Origin of the sequence: Venatoribacter cucullus, from assembly GCF_016132445.1 — a bacterium.
In the GTDB taxonomy this organism is placed as follows: domain Bacteria; phylum Pseudomonadota; class Gammaproteobacteria; order Pseudomonadales; family Oceanobacteraceae; genus Venatoribacter; species Venatoribacter cucullus.
Map to the genome: position 1 here is coordinate 273,058 of NZ_CP046056.1, position 25,609 is coordinate 298,666.

The window sequence follows — 25,609 nt, forward strand, 5'->3', positions numbered from 1 at the left end:
ATCTGCCGTAGAAATGCCCCGCCTTGACAAAATTGTTGTTGATCCTGGGCAAGCTGGCTGCGGTTGACCGCCCCCGGGCTTGGCGTTAGTGTTGCCGGCTCTGTGCAAGAGCCCTGATTATGAGCACCAAAACCCCCGTCTTTACCTTTGAAACCGCCCTCGCTGAACTGGAGCAACTGGTACAGCGCATGGAAAGCGGCGAGTTGTCGTTGGAAGAATCGCTGCAGTCCTTTGAACAAGGCGTCAAACTGACCCGTCAGTGTCAGCAGGCGCTCAGCAGTGCCGAGCAGCGTGTACAGCTGCTGCTGGAACAAAATGGCCAATCGGTAGCCCAGCCGTTCCAGGGAGAACAATGATGCTGGCCAGCCGTTTGCAGATGGTGCAACAGCGCATTGCCGGGCAGTTGCAGCAGCATTTACAGGCACTGCAACCGGCTGACCCGCGTCTGGCTGAAGCCATGCAATACGGCGTTCTGAACGGTGGTAAACGTCTGCGGCCGTTTCTGATTTATGCCACCTGCGAAGCGCTGGGAGGTACCACCGAAGCGGCTGATGCCGCCGCCGTGGCCATGGAAATGGTGCACAGCTACAGTCTGGTTCATGACGATCTGCCGGCGATGGATGACGATGATCTGCGCCGCGGCAAACCCACCTGCCATATTGCCTTTGATGAAGCCACCGCCATTCTGGCCGGCGATGGCCTGTTAACGGCGGCGTTTGCGGTATTGGCTGACGCGCCGGCCCAGACCGATACTCAGCGCCTGCAGCTGATTCGCCTGCTGGCACAGGCCGCCGGTGCCGCCGGTATGGTGGCCGGGCAGAATATCGATCTTGGCCATGTTGGCAAGCCGATGACGCTGGCCCAGCTGGAAACCATGCACCGTTATAAAACCGGCGCGCTGATCCGCGCCGCGGTCCTGATGGGCGCTGCCTGTGCGCCGCTGGCACCGGCGGCGGCAACCTTGCAGGCACTGACGGACTATGCCGATGCCGTGGGGCTGGCCTTTCAGGTGTGGGATGACATTCTGGATGTGGAAGGCGACACCGCCGTGCTGGGTAAACAGCAGGGTTCGGATCTGGCCCACAACAAACCTACCTACCCGTCGCTGCTGGGGCTGGAGGGGGCGCGCAGCAAGGCCACAGAACTGATTGACCGGGCGCAGCAGGCGTTACTGCAGGTGCCGGGCGATACCAGCCTGCTGGCCGGGCTGGCCCGCTATGTGATTAACCGCGACCATTGACCGGCGCGGCGGTCATGATTGCCGCTACTCATTGCCGCCAACAGCCGTTAGAATAGCAGCCCTTTTGTGCCGGCTGCGCCGGCCCCGTTGATGTGCTGACTGCAGGCCGATGACACTTACTGAAATCCCACATACCCGTCCACTGACGCCGCTGCTCGACAGTCTGGATACCCCGGAACAGCTGCGCACGCTGGACGAAGCACAGCTGCCGCAACTCTGTACCGAACTGCGCGAGTTTCTGCTCTGGAGTGTCAGCCAGTCGGGCGGTCATTTTGCGGCGGGACTCGGCGTGGTCGAACTCACAGTGGCGCTGCATTTTGTCTTCAATACGCCGGCTGACCGGCTGGTATGGGACGTGGGGCACCAGGCGTATCCGCACAAAGTGCTGACCGGCCGCCGCGAACAGATGCACATCATCCGCAGCCAGGAAGGCCCGGCGGCTTTCCCGCTGCGCAGTGAAAGTGAATACGACACCTTTGGCGTGGGCCACTCCAGTACCTCCATCAGTGCCGCGCTGGGCATGGCGATGGCCTTGCGCGCCCGTGGCGAAGAGCGCCAGACGGTGGCCATTATTGGTGACGGCGCCATGACCGCCGGGCTGTCCTTTGAAGCCCTGAATCACGCCGGCCACGAAAAGGCCGATATGCTGGTGATCCTGAACGACAACGATATGTCGATCTCCAACAACGTCGGCGCGCTGAATAAATATTTCACCCGTATCTGGTCCAGCCGTACCTATTCAGCCTTGCGTGAAGGCAGCAAGCGGGTGCTGGAAAAAATCCCGGCGGCCTGGGAATTTGCCCGCCGTACCGAAGAACACATGAAAGGCATGGTGGCTCCCGGCACGCTGTTTGAAGAGCTGGGCTTCAACTACTACGGCCCCATCGACGGCCACGATCTGGATGAGCTGGTGCTCACCCTGAACAACCTGAAAAAGCTGAAAGGCCCGCGTTTTCTGCACGTGGTTACCCGCAAGGGCAAAGGCTTTGAGCCGGCCGAGCAGGACCCGATTGGTTATCACGCCCTGAAAAGTGCCCGTGCGCCGGCCGGGGTAAAAAAACCGACCTATTCCAATGTGTTCGGCCAGTGGCTGTGCGATATGGCCGCCGCCGATGAGCGCTTAATCGGCATTACTCCGGCCATGCGCGAAGGTTCTGATCTGATCCGCTTTTCGCAGGAATATCCGGATCGTTATATCGATGTCGCCATTGCCGAGCAGCACGCGGTAACGCTGGCGGCGGGCCTGGCCTGTGAAGGCGCGAAGCCGGTGGTCGCTATCTATTCCACCTTTTTACAGCGCGCTTATGATCAGCTGATTCACGATGTGGCGCTGCAGAATCTGGATGTACTGTTTGCCATTGACCGTGCCGGTCTGGTTGGTGAAGACGGCCCTACCCATCATGGTGCTTACGATTTAAGTTACCTGCGCTGCATTCCCGGCATGGTGATCATGACGCCGTCCGATGAAAACGAATGCCGGCAGATGCTCTACACCGGTTATATCCACGAGGGCCCGGCCGCCGTGCGTTATCCGCGTGGCAGTGGCACTGGCGTGGTTCCGGATGCCGAGATGCAGGCGCTGGCGCTGGGTAAAGGCATTATCCGTCGTCAGGGCAACCCCGTAGCCGGGCAGCGGGTGGCTTTGCTGGCTTTTGGGGCGCCACTGGCGCAGGCGCTGCAAGCGGCGGAAGCACTGGATGCAACCGTGGCGGATATGCGTTTTGTGAAACCGCTGGATCATGAGCTGGTGGCCGAACTGGCAGGCCGTCACGATTTGCTGGTAACGCTGGAAGACAACGCTGTTCAGGGTGGTGCCGGCAGTGCCGTGCTGGAGTCGCTGGCGGCGGCTGGCCTGTCGGTACCGGTGTTAACGCTGGGCATTCCCGACCGCTACATCGAACACGCCTCACCGGCGCAGCAACAGCAGGACATCGGTCTGGACGTGGCTGGTATTCTGGCCGCTGTGGCTGGCTACCGGAGCCGCACTGGCGCATCGTAATCTGCCGCAGATGATGCTTTACTGTCTGCACGTCTTTGTTTCTTAGAGTGCTTCAGGAGTGTCAGGCATGAGACTCAGAGAAAGCCTGCTGGCCTTGTTGCTGGCTTTCGCTGCGGCCCTGATTGTGTTTTCCGTTGTCAGTAATCAGCAGCAGCGTCAGGCCGCCGGCATGAGTCAGCAGCTGTTGCAGCAGGTGTATATCCGCGCCCTGCGTGAATATTATCAATGGCTGAGTGTCGTCCGTGAGGACGGCCCGGCCCTGTCCCGTACTTTGTTATCCCTCTATCTGGATACCGGCCCGGCTCAGGCCGGCGACTGGCAGCTGCAATTCAGCCTGCAGGAGCTGGATGCCCGTATTCTGTTGCCTGCGCAGCCGTTATCCGAAGCCTCCCGTTTTGCCATGCAGATCCACAGCGAGGGTTGGACCGAGCCTCTGCAGCTACGGCTCGATGTACTGGGCTGGCTGGAGCAATTAACCAGCGATCTGGGTTATGCGGCACTGCCGGTGGCGGTGGAGTTTCAGCAACAGTCTTTTGGCGATGGCGCTGCCGGAATCCGCAGCCCGCAGCGGTTTCCGGATTTTTTGTTTACTGAATTGACCCTCATTCTGGATGCCGCCCCCCTGCAGCAACATCTGCTGCGTGGTTATACCCCGTTACTGAGCGCCGTGCTGGCGGCACTGCTGGTACTGGTGGCGGTGTGGCTGATTCTGCAGCAATGGTATCAGCGCCAGCACCTGAGTCTGGCGCTGCAGGATGCTGAAACCAGTCTGCGCGAACAAATGCGCAGCAATGCACGTCAGCGACTGAAATTGCAGCACCATACGCTGGAACTGGAAGGCCTTAATCAGCATCTGCAGAATGCCCGCCAGCGCATGGAATTATCGGAACGTCTGGCCGGGCTGGGCGAGTTGTCGGCCGGCATCGCTCACGAAATCAATAATCCGGTGGCCTATGTGCGCAGTAATTTGCAGACGCTGGCCGAAGACTTTGCTGCGCTGGCAGAATTTATCGATACGCTGGATAAGGCCAGTGATGAGCTGGACCTGCATTCGCCGGTATTTCAGCGCCTGCTGAAAGCGTATCAGCGTTTGCGCATTGCCGCGGTGCTGAAAGAGGCGCCGGCCCGGCTGGCGGACAGCCAAACGGGTGTGGAGCGGGTGGCGCGCATTGTCAGTGATATGCGTAATCTCAGCCGCAGCGGTTTTGACAAGCACTGGTGCCAGGTTAATGAAGACATCCGCAGCGCCATCAATATTGCCCGTTCGCGTCTGCCGGCGGGCGTCAGCCTGGAGGCTGAACTGATCCAGCTGCCCGATATTTACTGCAACCCGTCGCAGATCGCTCAGGTGGTGATGAATATTCTGGTCAATGCGATACAGGCACTGGAAGGCCGCCACGGCCAGATTCAGTTACACGAAGTCTTTACCGGTAACGAGCTGAAGATCAGCATTCAGGATGATGGGCCGGGTATGGATGAGCAAACCGCCAGCCGGGTCTTTGAACCGTTCTTTACCACCAAGCTGCAAGGAAGTGGTACCGGCCTGGGGCTGGCCTTGTGCTATAAATTAATGCAGGCACATGCCGGACGTATTGAATTAACCACAGGTCCCGGTGAGGGCGCCCGGTTTGACCTGATTCTGCCGGTAAACGGAGGTACTGAACATGTTGAGTGAGATGGCGGAAGCCCTGCAGGAAAAACACGCGCGGCTGATTATTGTTGATGACGATCAGGCCGTTCTGCAGGCGCTGAACCGTTTGTTTTGCCGCCAGTACGATGTCGTGCTGTGTTCCGGCGGAGAAGAAGCCCTGAATTATCTGCAGCAACACAGCGCTGATCTGATCATTTCTGATATGCGCATGCCGGGCATGAACGGGGCGGAATTGCTGAAACAGTGCAATGAAAAATATCCGGATATGATCCGATTTTTACTCACCGGTTACGCTGATTTGCAGTCGGCGATTAAAGCGGTTAATGAAGGGAATATTTACCGTTATATTGCCAAACCCTGGGACAACGACCAGTTGCGCGGCATGGTGGCTGAAGCCATTGACCTGCGTGATCTGCGCTACGCCAACCAGCGTCTGAACGCCCATGTGGCGGCGCAGAATGCTGAACTGGAACGGCTGAATCTGGAATTAAAAATTAAATACCAGCAAAAAGCCGAACAGGCTGGCAGTGCTGAAGAGCAATTACGCGAAGCCTACCGTACCCTGCGGCAGGAATTTAACGGCATGGTGCATTTGCTGGTCAGTATTGTTGAAACCCGCAATGGTGAAGAATCGGGCAGCAGTGAAAAACTGGCCCGGCTGGCAAAATTGTTTGCCGAATTTGCCGGTATGCAGGGCGAGCAGATTCAGGATATTTATTACGCCGCCTTATTGCGCAATATCGGTAAGGTTTTATTACCGGATGCGGTGCTGAATAAAAGCATTGGTTTGCTGTCGGCGGCCGAAAAACAAGCTTATGCGCGTTTTCCTCTGCATGGACATAACGCCCTGATGATGCTGGGGCCATTGCAGCATGTGGCGGCGGTTATCCGTAACCATATGGAGCTGTATAACGGTAAGGGCTTCCCTGACCGGCTGGCAGCCAATGCCATTCCGAAAGAATCCCGCATGCTGCGTATCGTCAGTGATTATGTCGACCTGCAGCATGAGCATAATTTTCTTGGTACGGCGCTGGATGAAGAGCAGGTGCGGGAATATTTGCTGAAAATGGCCGGCCAGCGTTATGACCGCGAGCTGGTGGATATTTTCTTTACCGCACTGGATGATTTTGAAGAAGGGGTGGTATCGAATTTTGAGCGTATTGATCTGCACGAAATCCGCGCGGGTCTGGTATTGGCGGCCAATCTGGTCAGCCCGGCCGGGATGATTTTACTGTCGGAAGGTACGGTGGTTACCGCTCAGCATGTTGCCAAACTGCACTCCATGATGGGGCAGTTTGAAGGCCATGAAATTATGCTGCATGTACGCCGCCCGGAACCTCAGGAGGCCGGGTCGTCGTCCTGATGAGTAATAGCCGGTGCCTGCGGTGGCTGCGGCAGATAATGTCCCAGCTTACTGGCTTTGGTATTCAGGTAGCCATCGTTATGCGGATTCCGGCCGACTTCCAGCGGTACCCGTTCCACTACCTGTACGCCGGCAGCGCTTAATGCTTTTACCTTGCGCGGATTATTGGTCATTAAGCGAATGGCTTTAATACCCAGATGCTCCAGCATTGGCTGGCACATGCTGTAATCGCGCATGTCGGCACCGAACCCCAGTTGCTCGTTCGCTTCAACGGTATCGGCACCCTGATCCTGCAAATGGTATGCGCGGATTTTATTCAGCAGGCCGATGCCCCGGCCTTCCTGACGCAGATACAGCACTACGCCGTGGCCGGCTTCTGCCACCGCTCGCAATGCTGCTTCCAGCTGATAACCACAATCGCAGCGCATGCTGAACAGGGCATCACCGGTCAGGCATTCTGAATGCGCCCGCGCCAGCACCGGCTCACCATTGCCGACATCGCCCATGCTCAGTGCTATGTGTTCTTTACCTGTCGCGCTGTCTTCAAAACCGTGCATAGTAAACACGCCGAACGGGGTCGGTAAGCGGGAGGAAGCTACATAGGTAATGCTCAAGGGACGCACTCCGGGGGCAAACGGGGCGCGTATTCTAACAGCGAAGGCGGGGACTGCCTAATATGTATCCGCCCCCTCACCTGCACAGACTGTTGCACTGCAGTAGAATCGGTTTATTAGTAATTAACGGGGCATAGCGATGCTGTGGATTATGCTGGGTGTGGGGGTGCTGGCCTTGCTGGTACTGCCGGGCTGGTGGGTAAAACGGGTGTTGCGCCGGCACGCCGGAGAACGGCCGGATTATCCCGGCACGGGCGGTGATATGGCGCGTCACCTGCTGGGCAAACTGGGGCTGGATGACGTAACGGTGGTCAGCAGTGATGCCGGCGATCATTACGACCCGCGCAGCCGCAGCGTGCGCCTGACGCCGGATAAACTGGACGGCAAAAGCCTGACTGCCGTGGTGGTGGCGGCGCATGAGGTCGGCCACGCCGTGCAGCATGCCCGCGGCGAACCGCTGTTTCACAGCCGCACGGCGCTGGCGTATCTGGCCATCTGGATGCAGCGGCTGGCACCCGCTGCGCTGCTGATTACCCCTTTTCTGGCCTTCTATACCCCGTCGGCCTCGCGGTTGGCGCTGATTATTGCGGTGGGGGCCATGCTGATCGGCACGCTGGTGCATCTGGCTACCTTGCCGGTGGAATGGGATGCCAGCTTCGGTAAGGCGTTGCCGTTGTTGCAGGATGGCGGGTATCTGAACGAGCAGGATATGCAGGATGCCCGCCGGATTTTGCTGGCCGCGGCACTCACTTACGTTGCGGGTTCGCTGTTCAGCTTGCTGAATGTCTGGCAGTGGCTGAGGTATTTGCGGCGGTAGGGGTTGAGCTGGAAGCTTGAGGCTTGAGGCTTGAAGCAAAAAACGCTTGACGGGAGACGGGAGACGCCAAAAAGCGTCCAGCGTCCAGCTAATTGCATATATATGGAAAACCGAATATAAAGGCAGGCAGATATTTGAGGTCTGCCTATGAAGAAGAGTGTTCTGTTCCTGTGCAGCGGCAATTCGGCCCGCTCACAGATGGCTGAAGCGGTGTTGCGCCAGCTGGCGCCTGAGCAATTCGACGCGGCCAGCGCTGGTACTCAGCCGGAAGGCGTTGATCCGCGTACGCTGCAGGTGTTGGAAAAAGCCGGTATTGATACCGCCGGGCTGGCGTCAAAAGCAGCAGCACAATTCAGCGACCAGCATTTCGATTACGTGATTTCCCTCTGCGATAAAGCCCATCAGGAGTGCAAACACTGGCCCGGTGCGGGTGTGATCATGGCGTGGGATTTTCCCGACCCCAAGGCCAGCAAAGATCCGCTGGCTTTCGCCCGCACCCTGCAGGAAATCAGCGAACGCCTGCGCCTGTTTGTGCTGGTGAACAGTAAGCAGGTCAGCGAGCAAACCAAGCCGCTGAGCGCTGTGGAGTTTTATAAAGCGCTGGCTGATGAAACCCGGTTGTTGTCATTGCTGCTGATAGAACAGCACGGCGAGCTTTGCGTGTGCGATTTAGTCACCGCACTGGATGAGTCACAGCCGAAAATTTCCCGCCATTTAGCCCAGCTGCGCAAAAGCGGTATTCTGCAGGATCGCCGTCAGGGGCAGTGGGTGCATTACTCCCTGCATCCGTTGCTGGAGCCCTGGATGCGTGAGGTGCTGCACACCACCCGGCTGAATAATACGCCGCTGCTGCAGCTGCCCACTCAACGTGTAACAGCGGCGCAAGGCTGCAGCACAGGAGCGGCATAAATGGGAATTTTTGAACGCTATTTAACCCTGTGGGTGGCGCTCTGTATCGCTGCCGGTGTATTGCTTGGCAATCTGGTACCGCAGGCATTTGCACTGATCGCCACGTTGGAATACGCCCATGTGAATCTGGTGGTGGCGGTGTTTATCTGGATCATGATTTACCCGATGATGGTGCAGATTGATTTTTCCGCCATTAAAGAAGTGGGCCGCCAACCCAAAGGCTTGCTGCTGACGCTGGTGATTAACTGGCTGATCAAACCGTTCAGCATGGCGTTAATCGGCTGGGTATTTTTCCGTGTTTTATTTGCCGATTGGGTTGATCCGCACAGTGCCGGTGAATACATCGCCGGCATGATTCTGCTCGGTGTGGCGCCTTGCACGGCGATGGTGTTTGTCTGGAGTCAGTTGACCAAAGGCGACCCGAATTACACGCTGGTGCAGGTGTCGGTGAACGACGTCGTTATGATTTTTGCCTTCGCCCCGTTAACGGCTTTTTTGCTGGGGGTGACCGATATTCAGGTACCCTGGAAAACTCTGCTGTTATCGGTGGTGCTGTATGTGTTACTGCCGCTGCTGGCCGGCATTCTGACCCGGCATTTGCTGGAGCGGCATTCATCGTCTGCGTCTGACGGTATGGACGTGCAGGAGTTGTTGCAACGTTTAAAACCTTGGTCGGTATTAGGCTTGTTAGCGACGGTGATTCTGCTGTTTGGATTTCAGGCGGAAACCATCATTGCCCAGCCGCACACCATTGGCTTAATTGCCATTCCGTTATTGCTGCAAACCTACGGCATTTTTGCCATTGCCTATGCGGCGGCGTATTGGCTGAAACTTCCCTATCGTATTGCGGCTCCGGCTTGCATGATCGGCACGTCTAACTTTTTTGAACTGGCGGTGGCCGTAGCGATTTCATTATTCGGCCTGCATTCCGGTGCTGCACTGGCGACCGTGGTGGGGGTTCTGGTGGAAGTGCCGGTGATGTTGTCGCTGGTGTACTTCGCTAATAAAACCCAGCACTGGTTTGTACAGAATTGATTAACAGAGGATTCCATTATGAGTATTAAAATCGGCATTAATGGCTTTGGTCGTATGGGGCGGTTATCGGCCCGTGTGTTGGCTGAGCACAGCGATGTGCAGATTATTAACGTGAATGATCCGGCCGGCGATGCCGCCACGCTGGCGCATTTAATGAATTTTGATTCCGTGCATGGCCGCTGGAGCCGGGAAGCCGGGGTGGATGGCGATAATATGCTGATTAACGGCCAGCCAGTGCTGGTGACGCACAATAAAACCATTGCCGACACCGACTGGTCGGGCTGCGATGTAGTGATTGAAGCCTCCGGCAAAATGAAAACCAAAGCAGTGTTGCAGGCCTATCTGGATCAGGGTGTTAAGCGCGTGGTGGTAACGGCGCCGGTAAAAGAAGAGGGCGTGCTGAACGTGGTGATGGGCGTTAACGACCATCTGTACGATCCGGCGTTGCATCCTATTGTGACCGCTGCCTCCTGCACCACCAACTGCCTGGCGCCGGTGGTTAAGGTGATTCACGAAAACCTGGGCATTGAGCACGGCTCTATTACCACCATTCATGATTTAACCAATACCCAGACCATTCTGGATGCGCCGCACAAAGACCTGCGTCGCGCCCGTGCCTGTGGCATGAGTTTAATTCCGACCACCACCGGTTCGGCCACCGCCATTACACATATTTTCCCGGAATTAAAAGGCCGCCTGAACGGTCATGCTATCCGCGTACCGCTGGCTAATGCTTCCATTACCGACTGTGTCTTTGAAGTGGCACGCGAAACCACGGCCGAAGAAGTGAATGCGTTATTAAAAGCAGCCGCGGCTAATGAGCTTAAGGGAATTCTTGGTTACGAAGAGCGCCCACTGGTGTCGATTGATTACAAAACCGATCCGCGCTCCAGCATTATTGATGCGCTTTCCACCATGGTGATTAATAACACGCAGGTGAAAATTTACGCCTGGTACGACAACGAATGGGGCTACGCCAACCGCACCGCGGAACTGGCCTTAAAAGTGGCGCGCTACCGTTAAGTGTTGGGCGTTGGGCGTTCAGGGTTCGGCGGGCGGTATCGTTAAGCGTTAGGCGTTTAGGGTTCCGCGAGCTTTTGTTTTTAATGCCACCCTCGCTGAACCATTAACCCTCTATCAGCGCAAGACATTAAGTAGTGAACTTTGCTGCCGAGCACGCCTAACCCTTTACTGGCAAAGGTATCCGGTGCTCGCTTTTGCTGCAGAGCTCGCCCAACGCTCAACCCTTAACCTTTTACTCGCACAAGACATCAGGTACTGGCTTTTGCTGCGGAGCACGCAAAACACCGAACCCTCAACCCTTAACGAAAAAATAATTATGCTGACTCATCTCTCCGCCGATCTGCGCCAGTATCTGGTGGTGACCGGTAATTACTGGGCCTTTACCCTTACAGACGGTGCCTTGCGCATGCTGGTGGTGCTGCATTTTCATGCGCTGGGGTACAGCCCGCTGAACATTGCACTGCTGTTTTTGTTTTATGAGATTTTCGGCGTTATTACTAATTTAGTCGGTGGCTGGCTGGGAGCACGGCTGGGACTGAACCGCACCATGAACATAGGCTTATTTCTGCAGTTGGTGGCATTGGCCATGCTGCTGGTGCCGGCATCCATGTTAACGGTGGTGTGGGTGATGGCAGCACAGGCGCTGTCGGGTATCGCCAAAGACCTGAATAAAATGAGCGCCAAAAGCTCGATTAAATTATTGCTACCGGAAGATGCCGAAGGCGCTTTATATAAATGGGTCGCCATTCTCACCGGCTCCAAAAATGCCATGAAAGGCGCCGGATTTTTTCTCGGTGGTGTGCTGTTAATGACGCTGGGTTTCAGCGGCGCCATATTGGCGATGCTGCTGGGCTTGTTGCTGGTGTGGCTGCTCAGTCTGGTGCTTTTGAAGCGGGATTTAGGCAAAGCCAAAAACAAACCGAAATTCCGCGATATTGTCTCCAAAAGCCGCGCCATTAATATTTTATCGGCGGCGCGGATGCTGTTATTCGGCGCGCGTGATGTGTGGTTTGTGGTCGCCTTGCCGGTATTTCTGGCGCAGACGCTGGGCTGGGATCACTGGCAGACCGGCGGCTTTCTGGCCTTATGGGTCATTGGCTATGGCGCGGTACAAACGCAGGCGCCGAGGCTCACCGGCAAGCGCGCTGGCACCGTGCCGGATGGCCGCAGCGCTGTTCTTTGGGCTGCACCATTAATGCTGTTACCGGCGCTGATTGCAGCAGGGCTTTACGTGGGGTTTGATCCGGCCTTCACCATCATTATTGGCTTGCTGGCCTTTGGCGCCGTGTTTGCAGTGAACTCGTCGCTGCACAGCTATTTAATCGTCAGCTACGCCGGCCGCGATGGTGTGTCGCTGGACGTCGGCTTTTATTACATGGCCAACGCCATGGGCCGTTTGCTGGGCACCCTGTTGTCAGGCTGGTTATTCCAGTTGGCCGGGCAGGGCAGCAGCGGGTTGCAGGCTTGCCTGTGGGTATCGGCTATGCTGCTGTTGCTGACGTTGGTGATTTCTCTGGCGTTACCAACGACTGCGCAAGCCCGCTCCGCCTGAAAAGCACTGTTCCTCTGATCAGCCCAAGGCTGGCTTGCGGCTCTGACGGCCTTGCGTCTTAATGATCGGCGATTTTTGTGTATCCACAGGAGCCTTGTCATGATTAAAGCCTACGCCGCATTTGAACCGGGTGGTGAATTAAAATCCTTTGAGTACGATCCAGGCCCGCTGGGTGATCATGATGTGGAAATCGAGGTGGATTACTGCGGTATCTGTCACAGCGACCTCAGCATGCTGAATAACGAATGGGGTATTACCCAGTATCCTTTTGTACCCGGCCATGAAGTGGCGGGCCGTATCAGCGCCGTGGGTAAACATGTGAATAAATTCAGCATCGGCGACCGCGTCGGTTTAGGCTGGCATTCCAGCTACTGCAACGAATGCAACACCTGTATGGAAGGCGACCATAACCTGTGCCGCGATGCGCAGGGCACCATTGTTGGTCGTCACGGTGGCTTTGCCGATAAAGTACGGGCACAGGCCGCCAGTGTGGTGAAACTGCCGGACACCTTAAGCAGCGAAAGTGCCGGGCCGTTATTCTGCGGCGGTATTACCGTATTCAATCCCATTGTGCAGTTCGATCTGAAACCCACTGCCCGTGTCGGCGTGATTGGCATCGGTGGTCTCGGCCATATGGCGGTGCAATTTCTGAATAAATGGGGTTGTGAAGTCACGGCCTTTACCTCGTCGGAAGCCAAGCGTACCGAAGCACTGGAACTGGGCGCGCACCGCACCCTGGATTCCCGCGATAAGGATGCCTTAAAAGCCTCGGCCGGTTATTTCGATCTGATTATTTCCACCGTCAACGTCGAACTGGATTGGGGTGGTTATATCAGTACGCTGCGTCCTAAAGGCCGTTTGCATCTGGTCGGCGCGGTGCTGGAACCGATGAAAATCAGCGTGATGGCCCTGATGGGTGGTCAGCGCTCCGTGTCGTCGTCACCGGTCGGCAGTCCGGCGGTTATTGCGCAAATGCTGGAATTTGCCGCCCGTCATCGTATTGAACCCAAGGTGGAAGTGTTCCCGATGGCGGACGTAAATGCCGCGATTGACCGGCTGGAAAATGGCAGCCCGCGTTACCGGGTGGTGCTGAAGCGCTGACAGGTGTTGTCGCCGTGCACGGCGGCATTATTGCCGCTGTCGCACAGCTTTGTCGCTGTGGCTGGGTTGATCTGGCCCGGCACAGTGATTAAGGTCGGTTTTTTTCTGCAGCAGAAGATTGTTATGACACAGCACGAATGGCGTCCGTTAACCAATATTGATCACGACTGTTTTGGCTGCGGTCAGCATAATCATCAGGGTCTGAAAATGACCTTCGCCACCAATGGCGAACAGTTACGTTCCGAGCTGGTGATTCCCGAGCATCTGCGCGGCTGGAGTAATCTGGTGCATGGCGGTATTACCACCACCATTCTGGATGAAATGATGGGCTGGGCCGGTATTTATTTTCTGAATAAATTTGTGCTTACCCGCGATATTAAAGTGCGTTTCCGGCTGCCGGTCTTTATTGGTGAAAGCGTCAGTGTTATTGGCTATGTCGCCGAATGCAAAAACGACAGGCGCGCCTTATTGGTGGCTGAACTTTATAACAGCAAGGGCCAGCTGGCGGCAAAAGCGGAAGGGGATTTTGCGTTATTTGAACCACAACGCTTTGCGGAACTGAATCTGGTGCCGGATGGCAAACTGGAAAAAATGCAGCAGATGTTCAGCTGTAATCAAAATATCGGCGCATAAAAAACCCGCTGTAAAATACTGCAGCGGGTTTTTTATAAGCGGAATTATTCCTGCGCAGCTGCACATTTAATGCAAAGCGTTGCGTAAGGCACCGCCTGCAGGCGTTCGGTGCCAATATCGGCACCACAGCCACTGCATTCACCGTAATTGCCATCTTCAATGCGCTGCAAAGCCTGACCAATCTGCTGAATTTCATAGCGGGCTTCGACACTGATGGTGCGTAATACATCATCGTTTTCCCGCTCGCTGGCCTGTTCAGCAAAATCCGCCGACACGGCCTCATCACGATGGCTGGCATCGCGGGCGGTTTTGTCGGCACGGGCTTCCAGCATCTGCTGACGCTGTAATAATTGTTCGCGGACTTTATCCAGATTCATAATGTCTTCCTGTTTATAATCTGTCTGCAGGCTAACCCATTGGCTGGCCTGCAGCCTTGATGTGCATCAGCCGGCCGGGCGCTGCTCCAGCAGTTCAATGGCCAGGCGGACAAAATCCTGCGAGCTGACAATACCCAGCAAGCGTTCCTGTTCATCGGCGACCAGCAGGCAACCGTGGCGCTTACTGCGTAATAAGCGGCCGGCTTCGGCCAGGTCCAGATCCGGGCGTACGGTCTGAATATCGTTTTTCATACACTGGCGTACGCTGGTTTTGGCCAGATAATTGCGCAGATTATGAGCACCGAATTTATCGGTAATGCGGAAGGCTTCGGCCAGAAACTCTTTCTGGCTTAACAGCCCAACCACAATGCCGCTTTCATCCAGTACCGGAATATGGCGGATAGAATGGGTGGCCATGGTTTGTTCGACATCCTGCAGGGTGTCATCGGCCTGGTGGGTAAGGACATTGCGGATCATCAGATCGCTGACCAGTTTCATAACGCTTCCTGTGTCAATTTCAGCTTAAAAAGGTTGAGTGTCAGTAAAGCAGGAAATCATCAAAGTGCTATCCTCACGTCAGCACTTTGGAGAGTCATCATGAGCATCAGTAACCATATCCGCAACTACTACGAACAGCTGGTCGCCGAAGAAGTCCGCCGCCGCCTGCACGATGCCGAACCACCGGCAACACTGGATTACATGGCCGATGTGGCCTGTGTGGCGCTGAACCGTCTACCGCCCCGTTATATCCGCTTTGAGGTGGACATGGCGTTTTATATGTCGGCCGATGAATATGTGCAGACCCAGAAAGCGGTGGAAAATGCCGTAACCGATGCGCTGGCCTTTGTGGCGCAGCATCATCGCCGTGACTGAATGTAACCGGGCGTCTTTACAAAATGTAAAGAAACGGGCCAACAGCTTGAAATAAATACATTTTTCCTGAACTCTGAGCCACTAAGGATGAGGATCAGGTATGAATGTACTGTTAGTCGACGACGATCAGGAACTCTGTGCACTGTTGAAGCGTTACCTTGAACGCGAGCTGTTTAAGGTAACTGCCGTGCATGAAGCCACCACCGGGCTCAGCGAAGCGCTGTCGGGTAAATACCAGGCCGTTATTCTGGATGTGATGCTGCCGGGCGGTGACGGGCTGGATATTCTGCGCAATATCCGCCAGCGCAGCGATCTGCCGGTGCTGATGCTGACCGCCAAAGGCGATGAAACCGACCGTATTGAAGGGCTGGAAATCGGCGCCGATGATTACCTGCCCAAACCCTGCAACCCGCGTGAACTGGCTGCCCGCCTGCGTTCTGTCTTACGCCGTGGCCGTTCCGGCCAGATTGCCGATGCGCTGCTGCAGGTGGACGAACTGACCATTGACCTCGACCAGCACCGCGTTCTGCGCGACGGTCAGCCGGTTGAGCTGACGGTCACCGAATTCAATATTCTCAGTGTGCTGGCCCGCGAAGCCGGCAATGTGGTGGAAAAAAACCGTCTGGCCGAGCAATCGTTGCAACGCTCACTGACGTTATTCGACCGCAGCCTTGATATGCACCTGAGCAATCTGCGCAAAAAACTCGGCCCCAACCGGCAGGGCGAAGCCCGCATCCGCACCGTGCGCGGTATCGGTTACTGGTACGCGCCGGAAACGGTGACGGCCAACACCTGATGCGCGGCATTTTTATCCGCATTTATCTGGCCTTTCTGGTCACCAGTCTGGTGGCCACGCTGGTGACCGTACTGCTGGCCATGTATTACCGTCAGTGGTCAAACGACTCCGTTAACCTTATTGCCCCCACCGGCGGTTATATTTCCGCCGCCGAACTGATGCTGCAGCGCGGTGGCGAGCCGCTGTTGCTGGAATGGCTGCTGACCTTCGAGCGCCATCCCAGCGTCAATGCCTATGTGTTTGATGATCAGGGCGTCAGTCTGACCCCGGCCGTGCCCGTGGATGTGCTCAGTTACGCCTTTGCGGCCGATTCCTATCAGGCCCGGGTTAACCCGCTGGGGCAGACCGAAATTCTGGTGAAGGCACCGCTGCACAGCCTGGATGGGCGGGTGTACCTGTTGGTGGTGGAATTCCTGCACCCGTTGGCGGTGTTTAATCTGCCCATCTATCTGGCGCTCGGGCTGGTGGCTTCATTGCTGCTGTTCGCCTTATGGAGCTATGTGCTGTCGCGTTATCTGACCCGGCCGTTACTGTCATTGCGGCGCAGCGTGCGCGCCTTTGCCGATGGTCAGTGGCCGGTGCGTATTGCCCCGCGGGTACTGGCGCGGCCGGATGAAATCGGTGAGCTGGGGCGTGAATTCAGCCAGATGGCCAGCCGCCTGCAGCGGCTGATTTCCGATCAGCGCCAGCTGCTGCGCGATGTCTCCCACGAATTACGGTCGCCGCTGGCGCGCAGTGCAGTGGCGCTGGAGCTGGCACGGCTGGATGCGGTGCCGGAACAGCAGGAATACCTCGACCGTATCGAACTGGAAACCGGCCGGCTGAACGAGCTGATTGAAGATCTATTGCACATGGCACGGCTGGAAACGGTGCAGGACCGCCAGCACTGGCAACGCTTTGACTGCGCAGAGCTGTTGCAGCAAGTGGTGGCTGATGCCCGTTTTGAACGGCCGGATTCACCCTTGCAGCTGCAGCTGCCGGCCGGCGCCGTAACGTTGCAGGGTGACCCGCGCCTGCTGCTGTCAGCGTTTGAAAATATTATCCGCAATGCCTTGCTGCACACCGCGCCGCAAACCTCGGTGGACATCAGTCTGCAGGTCGCGGCGGTGGCTGAAATCCGTATCCGTGACCACGGCCCCGGGGTGCCGGAGCATCTGCTGGCTGATTTATTGCGCCCCTTTGTGCGCAGCGAGCAGGCCCGCGAGCGCAGTCCCGATACGCTGCAACAAGGACACCGTGGTTTCGGCCTGGGGCTGGCCATTGCCCAGCGCGTTATTCAGCACCACGACGGTACGCTGCAGCTCGGTAATCATCCGCAAGGCGGGTTGCAGGTATTGATCCGTCTGCCGGTGGTGGTTTGAATGCGGTTGGCTTTACCAGAGGTTTACGCCGGTGCGGCTGGGTTTGTGGCGCTGGCTGTCGTTACAATCGGCGCACGTTTTAATGAGGACATACTGTGAGGCGGATTTGTTTTATTGCTCTGCTGTTAGCGGCTGCCGGCGTCCAGGCCGACCCGCTGCTGCGCCTGCCGGAGCCGGTCGCAGTGCCACCGGCGGCCGTCACCCAGCTGGAGTGGAATAACAGCCGTCCGGAACAACGCCAGGCGCTGGATCATTTCTATCGCTCACTGCAAAGCCAGCAACCAGACCTGAACAGTCAGCAGCTGCAACGCCAGCAGCACATTGACCAGCTGCGCGGCATGTCCCCCGAGCAGCGTCAGCAACAGTTCCTGAATTTTATCCAACAGCAGAACGCTGCCACCCTGCCACCGCGCTGACTTCCTGCGCGGCTGGTCAGCCGTTAGAATGCCGGCTTTTCCTGTTGCCGGAACCGCTATGAAAACCCGTATTACCGAACTCTTAGGTATTCAACACCCCATTCTGCTGCCGGGCATGAGCTGGATCTCCACCCCGGAACTGGTGGCGGCGGTGTCCAACGCCGGTGGTCTGGGTATTCTGGCCAGCGGCCCGTTAACGCCCGCGCAAACCCGCGCGGCGATTCGTCAAATCCGTGCCTTAACCAGCAAGCCCTTTGGTATCGGCGTTACGCTGCTGATGCCGGGTGCCAAAGAAAACGCCGACGTAGCGCTGGACGAACAGGTGCCGGTGATTAACTTTTCCCTCGGCAAAGGCGACTGGATTGTGCAGCGCGCCCACGCCTACGGCGGCAAAGTGATTGCCACCGTGGTATCCGAAAAACACGCGCTGTCGGCCCAGGCCATTGGCGCCGATGCCTTGCTGGTAACCGGCCATGAAGCCGCCGCCCACGGCGGCGATGTTACCTCGCTGGTGCTGGTGCCGGCGATTGCCGGCAAAGTGACCATTCCGGTCATCGCTACCGGTGGTTTTGCCGACGGCCGCGGCCTGCTGGCGGCGCTGGCGCTGGGTGCCGAAGGCATTGCCATGGGCTCACGTTTTGCCACCAGCCTGGAAAGCCCGCTGCATCAGGCCACCAAGCAGGCGGTGCTGGAGCGCAGCGAACAAGACACCATTTATTCGAAAAACTTTGATGGTATCCCGGCCCGGGTGATGCGCACGCCGCGATCCCTTAAAGCCACCCGCAAACCGATGAATTTTTTCGTCGCCAGCTGGCAGGCGACCAAAGCCGCGAAACTGATTGGTCAGCCGGTGTGGAAGGTCATGATCGGTATGCTGGCGATGCTGGATAAGGTGAAATTGCTGGCCTATTTCGGTGCCAGCGTGCCGCGTCTGCAGGCGGCTACTATTCACGGTGACCTGCACCAGGGCGTGCAGTTTATCGGCCAGACTCAGGGGCTGATTAACGACGTGGTCAGCGTTGAGACCATTATTCAGCGCACGCTGGCGGAAGCGCAGGCACAGCATCAGCGTCTGCAACCGCTGTTGAGATAAGCATCCGGCCGGGCATCAGTACCGATTTACAACCAACTGGCCGCTGATGTCCTAACACCTGTCGGTTCAGGCCGTCATTGTTAGTCCGTTTTCTGAACGGGATCGACCTGCTGCTGTTGGTTGTGATGGGCAGGTTGATGAGTCTCTAACAATAAAAAAGGCCCACACTCATGCTCCGATCTGTCCTTTCTGCTGTCGTTTTATCCTCCACGTTGCTGCTGTCGCAGGCGCAGGCCATGTCTGCACCGCCGCCGACCGGTTATACCGAAACCCAGTACCCCATCGTGCTGGCCCACGGGCTGTTTGGCTTTGATGCCATTCTGGGGGTGGACTACTGGTACAAAGTGCCGGAAACCCTGCAGAAAGACGGCGCCACCGTGTTCCTGACCAGTGTCGCCAACTCCAATTCGCCGGAAGTACGTGGTGAGCAGCTGATTGCGGAAGTTGAGCGTGTACTGGCCATTACCGGTGCCGACAAAGTGAACCTGATCGGTCACAGCCATGGTGGCCCGACCACCCGTTATGTGGCCTCAGTGCGCCCCGATCTGGTGGCGTCAGTAACCAGCATTTCCGGTGTGAATAAAGGCACCCCGGTGGCGGAAACCCTGTCGCAGTGGCAGAACGGCGCTACCGGCTTTTCCTGGTTGCTGGAAAATCTGGGCAATACACTGGCCGGTGCTATCGATTTCTTATCCGGCGGTGGTTATGAGCAGGATATTCTGGCCTCCATCGGCTCCATGACCTTTGCCGAAGCGGATGCCTTTAACCAGCAGCATCCGGGTGGTATTCCGGCTACTGCCTGTGGCGAAGGTGCCTATGAATATCAGAACGTGCGCTACTACTCCTGGGCCGGTGAAAAACCACTCACCAACGTGCTGGACCCGCTGGAAGTGGTGACCGGTGCCGCCTCGCTGTTTTTCCCGGCCGGTGAGCGCAACGATGGCCTGGTCGGTGCCTGCGCCAGCCGTCTGGGCATGGTGATCCGGGATGACTTCAAGATGAACCATCTGGATGAAGTGAATCAGACCTTCGGTATTCACGCCCTTACCGATACCGATCCGCTGACGGTGTTCCGTACCCACGCCAACCGTCTGAAGCAGGCAGGTCTGTAAGCAATGCAGGCGGCGCATGGTGCACTGGCGCTGACCATTCTGGGCGTTGCCATCGGCCTGTTGGGCTGGTGGCAGCAGCCTCAGGTAACCGTGGCGGATGCGCCGGCTATGCTGCCGTCGCTGCCGGTAGCGGCAAATGTCAGCAGCGCAGCAGTTACGCCCGTGGCGCCGGACTATTCGGCCTTACAAACCTTCCGTGGTGCCGCCGTCGATGGCCAGCTGCGTACCGATTTCAAAGGCCGGCTGGTCATTGATATGCAGCTGCGCCACTGGATTGATTTTCATCTGTCAGCTCAGGGCGAAGTGCCGCTGGATGAGATTGTGGCACTGATGCAGCAACAGATGCAGCAACTGCCGCAGCCCGGACAGCAACAAGCCTTACAGCTGTTGGATGATTATCTGGGCTACCTGCAGGCGTTGGCCGGTTACGATGCCGAAGCCGCCCGCCGACTGGTGCAACCGGGTATGGATGATCTGGAAGCCCGCCTGTTGTGGCAGCAACGTTTGCGCCGTGAATGGCTGCAGCCGCTGGCGGTGGAGGCGTTTTTTGGTGCGGAAGAACAGCTGGATCAGCATACCCTGGCCAGCCGGCGCTTACGCCGTGATGGCGCCAGCCCGGAAGCACTGGTGGCGCTGGAGCAAACCCTGCCCGAGCCATTACAGCAGATGCGGAAGGAATCCCGTCAGCTGATCGAACTGCGCCAGCAGGAACAACAATTAAGCCAGAGCAACGATCCGCGCGCCTTGCAACAATGGCGTGAGCAGCAGTTCGGGCCGCAAGCCGCCGGGCGGCTGGCCGATCTGGATAAAAAAAATCAGCAATGGCAGCAACGCCTGCAGGCGTATCAGACGTACCGCGACTCGCTGGCGGTGCAGGGCTTAAACGAACGCGATCGTGAGCGACTGCTCAGCACCTATCAGCGCAAACACTTCTCGGAAGCCGAACAAAAACGTTTGCCGGCAGCACTCAGTCTGCTGGCCACCAGCAGCTCAGACTGAGCGGTCGGCCTGTTGCAATAACTGCTGCAGCGGCGCAAACAGCGCCGGCACACTGAACAGCAGATTCTCACCACACAATTCCTGATTCACTCCTTCAGGCAACGTATGAATATGGCCAAAGCGCACGCCGGCCTCGCGCGCAATTAACTGTGCGGCGGCAAAATCCCACAGCTGCACGGTTTCGTAATAAGCATCCAGCCGGCCGCAGGCCAGCCAGCAGATATCCAGCGCCGCCGAGCCGATCCGGCGCACGTCAGCACAGTTTTCTAACACCCGTTGCAGTCGTGCCATTAACAGCGGCAGATTGTCTTTCACGTAAGGAAAACCGGTGGCCACCAGGGCGCGTTTAAGCTCCGTGGTGGCTGCGCAATGGATGCGCTGACCATTCAGAAACGCACCGGCACCGGCTTCAGCGTAAAAAGTTTCCTGCAGGAAGGGGTTATGCACCACCGCTGCCTGCGCCTGGCCGTGGCGGTAATAAGCAATGGAAATACCGACATTGGGGTGCTGGTGGGCGTAGTTCACCGTGCCGTCGATGGGGTCGACAATCCATAAGTCCGGTGCGCTGGTGGTTTGTTGCGGGGCCAGTTCTTCCGACAGAATCTGATGCTGCGGAAAGGCGGCGCTGATGGCGCTGCGGATAACCCGGTCGGCTTCCACATCGGCCTGGGTGACCAGTTCGTGGCCGCCTTTAAATTGAATATTCAGCTGGTCGCGGGCGGCCATAATAGCCTTGCCGGCCGCTTCGGCCGCCTGTAAGGCCAGAGTCAGCTGTGAACTCAGTGTTGCACTGTTCATCTTATTGCCGCTCCTGCAGCCATTGCTGCACCAGCGGCTCCACCAGGGCGGTCATGCGCGGCTGGGCGGCGGCGGTGGGGTGGATGCCATCGCTTTGCATCAGCCCCGGTTCGGTGGCGATACCGTCCAGTAAAAACGGCACCACCGGCAGCTCAAAACGCTCGGCCAGCTCGGTAAAACTGCGGCTGAACAGTTCGGTATAACGGGCGCCGTAGTTGGGCGGAATCTGCATGCCCAACAGCATCACATCGCTGCCGGCGGCCTGCGCCAGCTGTACCATGCGTTCTAAATTGCGCCGGATCACCGGAATCGGTGTACCGCGCAAGCCGTCATTACCACCCAGTTCAATAATGGTCAGATCCGGCTGGTGCTGTTTTAATAACGCCGGTAAGCGCGTCAGCCCGCCCTGGGTGGTTTCGCCACTGCTGCTGGCATTAATCACCTGCAGCTGGGGCTGACGTTGCTGCACATTTCTTTGCAATAAGGCGACCCAGCCTTGTTGCAGCGGCACCCCAAATCCGGCACTAATGCTGTCACCCACGACCAGTATTACCGGCTCGGCCCTTGCCAGCAGCGGCAACGCCGACAACATCATCAGGACAAGAATTGATTTTATGCGTACTGACACAGCAACAACCGCAGGGGATAACAACACGCTTTCTCTCCGTATTCAGAATCTGACCAAAACCGTTCAGGCCGGGCCGCAACCGCTGACCATCTTGCAGGCAGTGAATATTGAGATCAAGTCAGGGGAAACCGTGGCCATTGTCGGCGCTTCCGGCAGCGGCAAGTCGACGCTGCTCGGAATTATGGCCGGGCTGGACCTGCCCAGCAGTGGCTCAGTGCAGTTGCTTGGGCATGAACTCAGTGCTCTCGATGAAGATCAGCGCGCCGCGGTGCGGGCGCAGGGCGTCAGCTTTGTATTCCAGAACTTTCAGCTGCTGCCCGGTTTAACGGCGCTGGAGAACGTCATGCTGCCGCTGGAAATCCGCGCCGTGGTCAACGCCCGTGCCGAGGCCGAGCGTCTGCTGCAACAGGTGGGGCTGGGCGAACGCATGCTGCATTACCCCACCCAGTTATCCGGTGGCGAACAGCAGCGCGTGGCCATTGCCCGCGCCTTTGCCGGCCAGCCCGGCATTCTGTTTGCCGACGAACCCACGGGTAACCTCGATTCCGTCACCGGCCATCAGGTTGAAGACCTGCTGTTTGAACTCAACCGCGCCACCGGCACCACGCTGGTACTGGTCACTCACGATGAACGGCTGGCGCAGCGCTGTCAGCGCCGGGTGCGGATGCAGGCCGGGCAGCTGGAGGCGTTATGACACTGGCAATGCAATGGCGCATGGCGCTGCGGCTGCTGTGGCGGGAAGCGCGCAGTGGCGAACTGACGCTGATTCTGGCCGCCTTACTGCTGGCGGTGACATCCGCCACGGCCATTTCACTGTTCAGTTCGCGCCTCGATCTGGCCATGCAGGCCCGTTCCAACGATTTGCTCGGGGCTGACTTACGGCTGCAATCCACCACCGAGCTGCCGCCGCAGTGGCAGCAGCAGGCCGAACAGCTGGGGCTGAAAACCGCCACCACCACGCATTTTTCCTCCATGATTCTGGCCGGCGATGAGATGGCGCTGGCCGCGGTAAAAGTGGTGGGCGAGAACTATCCGCTGCGCAGCAAACTGACGCTGGAAAACCCGCAGGGCGGCGAACCCTTAGCGCAAACCAGCGGTCCGGCCGCCGGTGAAGTCTGGGCCGAACCCCGGCTGCTGGCGCTGCTGAATGCCAGTGTTGGCGATGTGCTGGAAGTGGGCCGCAGCCAGTTGCGGCTGAGCGGTGTGATTGCCGAAGAGAGCGACCGTGGCGGTGGTTTTTACAGCTTTTCGCCGCGTCTGCTGATGAACGCCGCCGACCTGCCCGGCAGTGGTTTAACCGACGCCGGCAGCCGCATCCGCTGGCGCTTATTGCTGGTGGGTGAACAAGACGCGCTGCAGCAGTTCCAGCAGCAACTGACGCTGGAGCCTAATCAGCGCTGGCAATCGCTGGAAGACAGCAGCGAAGCCGTTGCCTCCCGGCTGGCCAAGGCGCGCCGGTACCTGGGGCTGGCGGCCTTGCTGGCGGTGGTGCTGGCCAGTGTGGCGGTGGCCATCAGTGCACAGCGCTATGCCATGCGCCATTACGACATCAGCGCGCTGATGCGCACCTTTGGTTTATCCCGGCAGCAAGTGTTCCGCATTTATGCCTTCCAGCTGCTGCAGCTGGGCGTGCTGGCCACGGTGGCGGGGTTGCTGCTGGCGTCAGCGTTGCAGGCCGGTTTGCTGGCGATTCTGGGCGATCTGGTGCCCGATCCGCTGCCGGCAGCGCCGCTGTCGGCCTGGCTGCTGGGGGCCAGCAGCGGTTTGCTGACCCTGCTCGGTTTTGCCTTGCCCTACATTATGCCGCTGGCGCGGGTTACGCCGTTGCGGGTGCTGCGCCGCGATATCACCCCGGTGCCGTTGGCCGGCTGGCTGATTACCGCCGTGGCGCTGCTGGCGTTAACGCTGTTGCTGTGGTTGTTTACCGGCGATCTGGCGTTAAGCGCCGGCGTGATGGGCGGCGGCAGTGTGTTGTTGCTGGTGATGCTGGTAGGACTGCATGGGCTGATCCGCGTGCTGCGCCGCCAGTTGGCCGGGCGCAATCTGCCGCTGGTGTGGCGCTTTGCCTGGCAGCACATCAGCCGCAACAGCCGCCAGAGTGCCGGCCAGATTCTGGCCTTCTCGTTAACCATGATGGTGATGCTGCTGATCGGTACTCTGCGTACCGACCTGCTGGCCGACTGGCAGGCCAGCATGCCGGCTGACGCGCCCAATGTGTTCACCATCAATCTGCAGCCCTATGAGCTGGAGGACTTCCGCACGGCACTGGCGCAGCAGGATATTCGTGCGCAGAAACTCTACCCCACGGTGCCGGGACGCTTGCTGAGTATTAACGGTGAGCCGCTGGAGGGTGAAGCCGCCGAAGACTCGTCGGTGAACCGCGATCTGGTACTGACGGCTGACACCGAACTGCCGGCTTCCAATACCGTGGTGGCCGGTGACTGGGCGGCGCAGCAACAGCCTGGCCAGCTATCCATTGAAGAACGGCTGGCCGGCCGCTTAGGAGTGGAGCTGGGCGATGTGCTCAGCTTCCGCGCCGCCGGGGTGGACTTCAGTGCCACCGTCAGCAGCATCCGCACGGTGGACTGGGGCTCGATGCAGCCGAACTTCTTTATGATCTTTTCGCCGGACGTGCTGGACGGCCTGCCGGCCAACTACCTCACCAGTTTCTACCTGCCGCCGGGCCAGCAAACGGCGTTAACGGCGCTGATCCGCCAGTTCCCGGCCGCCACCTTTATGGATGTGCGGGCGATTCTGGGCCAGATTCAGACCTTACTGGAACAGGTAACGCTGGCGATTGAGCTGATTCTGCTGTTTGTGTTGCTGGCGGCGCTGCTGGTGATGCTGGCGTCGCTGGTGGCGGCCTTGCCGGAGCGGCTGCGCGAAGGTGCGGTGCTGCGGACGCTGGGCGGCAGTTCGGCGTTGCTGCGGCGCTCGCAGATCGGTGAATTTACCCTGCTGGGCCTGGCCGCGGTGCTGCTGGCGCTGCTGGGTACCGAGCTGGTGCGCTATGTGCTGTACCACACACTGCTGGATATTCCCTGGTACAGCCTGGGCTGGATCTGGCTGTGGCTGCCGCCGCTGGCGGTGCTGTTGCTGGCGGTGCCGGGCATGTTGTTGCTGCGCCGCACCACTCAGGTGGCGCCGTTGCGGGTATTGCGGGAACTGGCTGAGTAACGGGTGGCATCGGCGGCGGATTGTTATAGAGTAACGCCTTTT

At 58.0% G+C, this 25,609-nt stretch carries 26 protein-coding genes; 21 read left to right on the top strand and 5 right to left on the bottom strand.

The window, feature by feature from the left end; genetic code table 11:
• Positions 1-119 precede the first annotated feature (119 nt).
• The 5 genes from GJQ55_RS01360 to nosR all read left to right on the top strand — a co-directional run bounded on the left by GJQ55_RS01360 (position 120) and on the right by nosR (position 6,253).
• The gene (locus GJQ55_RS01360) at positions 120-356 is read left to right on the top strand and encodes an exodeoxyribonuclease VII small subunit (RefSeq protein ID WP_228345714.1); all 237 of its coding nucleotides are present in this window, start codon (positions 120-122) and stop codon (positions 354-356) included.
• A complete protein-coding gene (ispA, locus tag GJQ55_RS01365) occupies positions 353-1,240 on the top strand; it encodes a (2E,6E)-farnesyl diphosphate synthase (RefSeq protein WP_228345715.1) in 888 nt (295 codons plus the stop codon). Before GJQ55_RS01360 ends, ispA begins: the two co-directional genes overlap by 4 nt.
• A gap of 109 nt (positions 1,241-1,349) precedes the next feature.
• Entirely contained in the window at positions 1,350-3,239 is a 1,890-nt protein-coding gene (gene dxs, locus GJQ55_RS01370) for a 1-deoxy-D-xylulose-5-phosphate synthase (protein WP_228345716.1), read from the top strand.
• Positions 3,240-3,306: 67 nt separating this feature from the next.
• On the top strand, positions 3,307-4,914 hold the full coding sequence (locus tag GJQ55_RS01375) for a sensor histidine kinase (protein WP_228345717.1): 1,608 nt from the start codon (positions 3,307-3,309) through the stop codon (positions 4,912-4,914).
• The gene (nosR, locus tag GJQ55_RS01380) at positions 4,904-6,253 is read left to right on the top strand and encodes a response regulator c-di-GMP phosphodiesterase, NosR family (RefSeq protein WP_228345718.1); all 1,350 of its coding nucleotides are present in this window, start codon (positions 4,904-4,906) and stop codon (positions 6,251-6,253) included. The genes GJQ55_RS01375 and nosR overlap by 11 nt, the downstream gene beginning before the upstream one ends.
• Here nosR and ribA read toward each other — a convergent pair.
• A complete protein-coding gene (ribA, locus tag GJQ55_RS01385) occupies positions 6,229-6,867 on the bottom strand; it encodes a GTP cyclohydrolase II (protein WP_228345719.1) in 639 nt (212 codons plus the stop codon). The two genes, nosR and ribA, sit on opposite strands and share 25 nt — an antisense overlap.
• Before the next feature lie 139 nt (positions 6,868-7,006).
• Here ribA and GJQ55_RS01390 point away from each other — a divergent pair, with 139 nt between their 5' ends.
• From GJQ55_RS01390 to GJQ55_RS01425, 7 genes are all read left to right on the top strand, one after another.
• Positions 7,007-7,684, top strand: a complete 678-nt coding sequence (locus tag GJQ55_RS01390; RefSeq protein WP_228345720.1) for a zinc metallopeptidase — start codon at positions 7,007-7,009, stop codon at positions 7,682-7,684.
• A gap of 147 nt (positions 7,685-7,831) precedes the next feature.
• On the top strand, positions 7,832-8,593 hold the full coding sequence (locus GJQ55_RS13430; protein ID WP_420907148.1) for a metalloregulator ArsR/SmtB family transcription factor: 762 nt from the start codon (positions 7,832-7,834) through the stop codon (positions 8,591-8,593).
• On the top strand, positions 8,594-9,628 hold the full coding sequence (gene arsB, locus GJQ55_RS01405; protein ID WP_228345721.1) for an ACR3 family arsenite efflux transporter: 1,035 nt from the start codon (positions 8,594-8,596) through the stop codon (positions 9,626-9,628).
• Positions 9,629-9,646: 18 nt separating this feature from the next.
• Positions 9,647-10,651, top strand: coding sequence for an ArsJ-associated glyceraldehyde-3-phosphate dehydrogenase (locus GJQ55_RS01410; RefSeq protein WP_228345722.1), 1,005 nt, complete (start codon positions 9,647-9,649; stop codon positions 10,649-10,651).
• Positions 10,652-10,967: 316 nt separating this feature from the next.
• Positions 10,968-12,203: an organoarsenical effux MFS transporter ArsJ gene (arsJ, locus tag GJQ55_RS01415; protein WP_228345723.1), complete on the top strand. Its 1,236-nt coding sequence runs from the start codon at positions 10,968-10,970 to the stop codon at positions 12,201-12,203.
• A gap of 99 nt (positions 12,204-12,302) precedes the next feature.
• Complete coding sequence (gene ahr, locus GJQ55_RS01420; RefSeq protein ID WP_228345724.1) at positions 12,303-13,304, top strand: NADPH-dependent aldehyde reductase Ahr; 1,002 nt, start codon at positions 12,303-12,305, stop codon at positions 13,302-13,304.
• Between the two features lie 123 nt (positions 13,305-13,427).
• Positions 13,428-13,937: a PaaI family thioesterase gene (locus GJQ55_RS01425; protein ID WP_228345725.1), complete on the top strand. Its 510-nt coding sequence runs from the start codon at positions 13,428-13,430 to the stop codon at positions 13,935-13,937.
• Positions 13,938-13,981: 44 nt separating this feature from the next.
• Here GJQ55_RS01425 and GJQ55_RS01430 read toward each other — a convergent pair whose 3' ends face one another.
• Together GJQ55_RS01430 and GJQ55_RS01435 are read right to left on the bottom strand one after the other, a co-directional pair.
• Positions 13,982-14,314: a TraR/DksA family transcriptional regulator gene (locus GJQ55_RS01430; RefSeq protein ID WP_228345726.1), complete on the bottom strand. Its 333-nt coding sequence runs from the start codon at positions 14,312-14,314 to the stop codon at positions 13,982-13,984.
• A 66-nt stretch (positions 14,315-14,380) separates the two neighbouring features.
• Positions 14,381-14,812 (bottom strand): CBS domain-containing protein, encoded by a 432-nt coding sequence (locus GJQ55_RS01435; protein ID WP_228345727.1) that lies wholly within the window; start codon positions 14,810-14,812, stop codon positions 14,381-14,383.
• A 99-nt stretch (positions 14,813-14,911) separates the two neighbouring features.
• Between GJQ55_RS01435 and GJQ55_RS01440 the strand changes: the two genes are divergently transcribed.
• The 7 genes from GJQ55_RS01440 (at position 14,912) to GJQ55_RS01470 (ending at position 20,964) form a co-directional block, all read left to right on the top strand.
• A complete protein-coding gene (locus GJQ55_RS01440) occupies positions 14,912-15,187 on the top strand; it encodes a late competence development ComFB family protein (RefSeq protein ID WP_228345728.1) in 276 nt (91 codons plus the stop codon).
• A gap of 100 nt (positions 15,188-15,287) precedes the next feature.
• Positions 15,288-15,983: a response regulator transcription factor gene (locus tag GJQ55_RS01445; protein WP_228345729.1), complete on the top strand. Its 696-nt coding sequence runs from the start codon at positions 15,288-15,290 to the stop codon at positions 15,981-15,983.
• Positions 15,983-17,344: a sensor histidine kinase gene (locus GJQ55_RS01450; RefSeq protein WP_228345730.1), complete on the top strand. Its 1,362-nt coding sequence runs from the start codon at positions 15,983-15,985 to the stop codon at positions 17,342-17,344. The genes GJQ55_RS01445 and GJQ55_RS01450 overlap by 1 nt, the downstream gene beginning before the upstream one ends.
• 95 nt (positions 17,345-17,439) lie before the next feature.
• Entirely contained in the window at positions 17,440-17,760 is a 321-nt protein-coding gene (locus tag GJQ55_RS01455; protein ID WP_228345731.1) for a hypothetical protein, read from the top strand.
• A gap of 58 nt (positions 17,761-17,818) precedes the next feature.
• Positions 17,819-18,853: an NAD(P)H-dependent flavin oxidoreductase gene (locus tag GJQ55_RS01460; RefSeq protein WP_228345732.1), complete on the top strand. Its 1,035-nt coding sequence runs from the start codon at positions 17,819-17,821 to the stop codon at positions 18,851-18,853.
• 236 nt (positions 18,854-19,089) lie between these two features.
• Complete coding sequence (locus GJQ55_RS01465; protein WP_228345733.1) at positions 19,090-19,965, top strand: lipase family alpha/beta hydrolase; 876 nt, start codon at positions 19,090-19,092, stop codon at positions 19,963-19,965.
• Between the two features lie 3 nt (positions 19,966-19,968).
• Positions 19,969-20,964, top strand: coding sequence for a lipase secretion chaperone (locus GJQ55_RS01470; RefSeq protein WP_228345734.1), 996 nt, complete (start codon positions 19,969-19,971; stop codon positions 20,962-20,964).
• On the opposite strand, the gene GJQ55_RS01475 is transcribed toward GJQ55_RS01470, so the two are convergent.
• Together GJQ55_RS01475 and GJQ55_RS01480 are read right to left on the bottom strand one after the other, a co-directional pair.
• A complete protein-coding gene (locus GJQ55_RS01475) occupies positions 20,956-21,762 on the bottom strand; it encodes an inositol monophosphatase family protein (RefSeq protein ID WP_228345735.1) in 807 nt (268 codons plus the stop codon). The two genes, GJQ55_RS01470 and GJQ55_RS01475, sit on opposite strands and share 9 nt — an antisense overlap.
• A 1-nt stretch (position 21,763) precedes the next feature.
• Complete coding sequence (locus tag GJQ55_RS01480) at positions 21,764-22,390, bottom strand: arylesterase (RefSeq protein ID WP_228345736.1); 627 nt, start codon at positions 22,388-22,390, stop codon at positions 21,764-21,766.
• On the opposite strand from GJQ55_RS01480, the gene GJQ55_RS01485 reads away from it, so the two are divergent.
• Both GJQ55_RS01485 and GJQ55_RS01490 read left to right on the top strand, forming a co-directional pair.
• Positions 22,377-23,084: an ABC transporter ATP-binding protein gene (locus GJQ55_RS01485; RefSeq protein WP_228345737.1), complete on the top strand. Its 708-nt coding sequence runs from the start codon at positions 22,377-22,379 to the stop codon at positions 23,082-23,084. The genes GJQ55_RS01480 and GJQ55_RS01485 overlap by 14 nt on opposite strands.
• A complete protein-coding gene (locus GJQ55_RS01490) occupies positions 23,081-25,567 on the top strand; it encodes an ABC transporter permease (protein ID WP_228345738.1) in 2,487 nt (828 codons plus the stop codon). The genes GJQ55_RS01485 and GJQ55_RS01490 overlap by 4 nt, the downstream gene beginning before the upstream one ends.
• Positions 25,568-25,609: the final 42 nt, after the last annotated feature.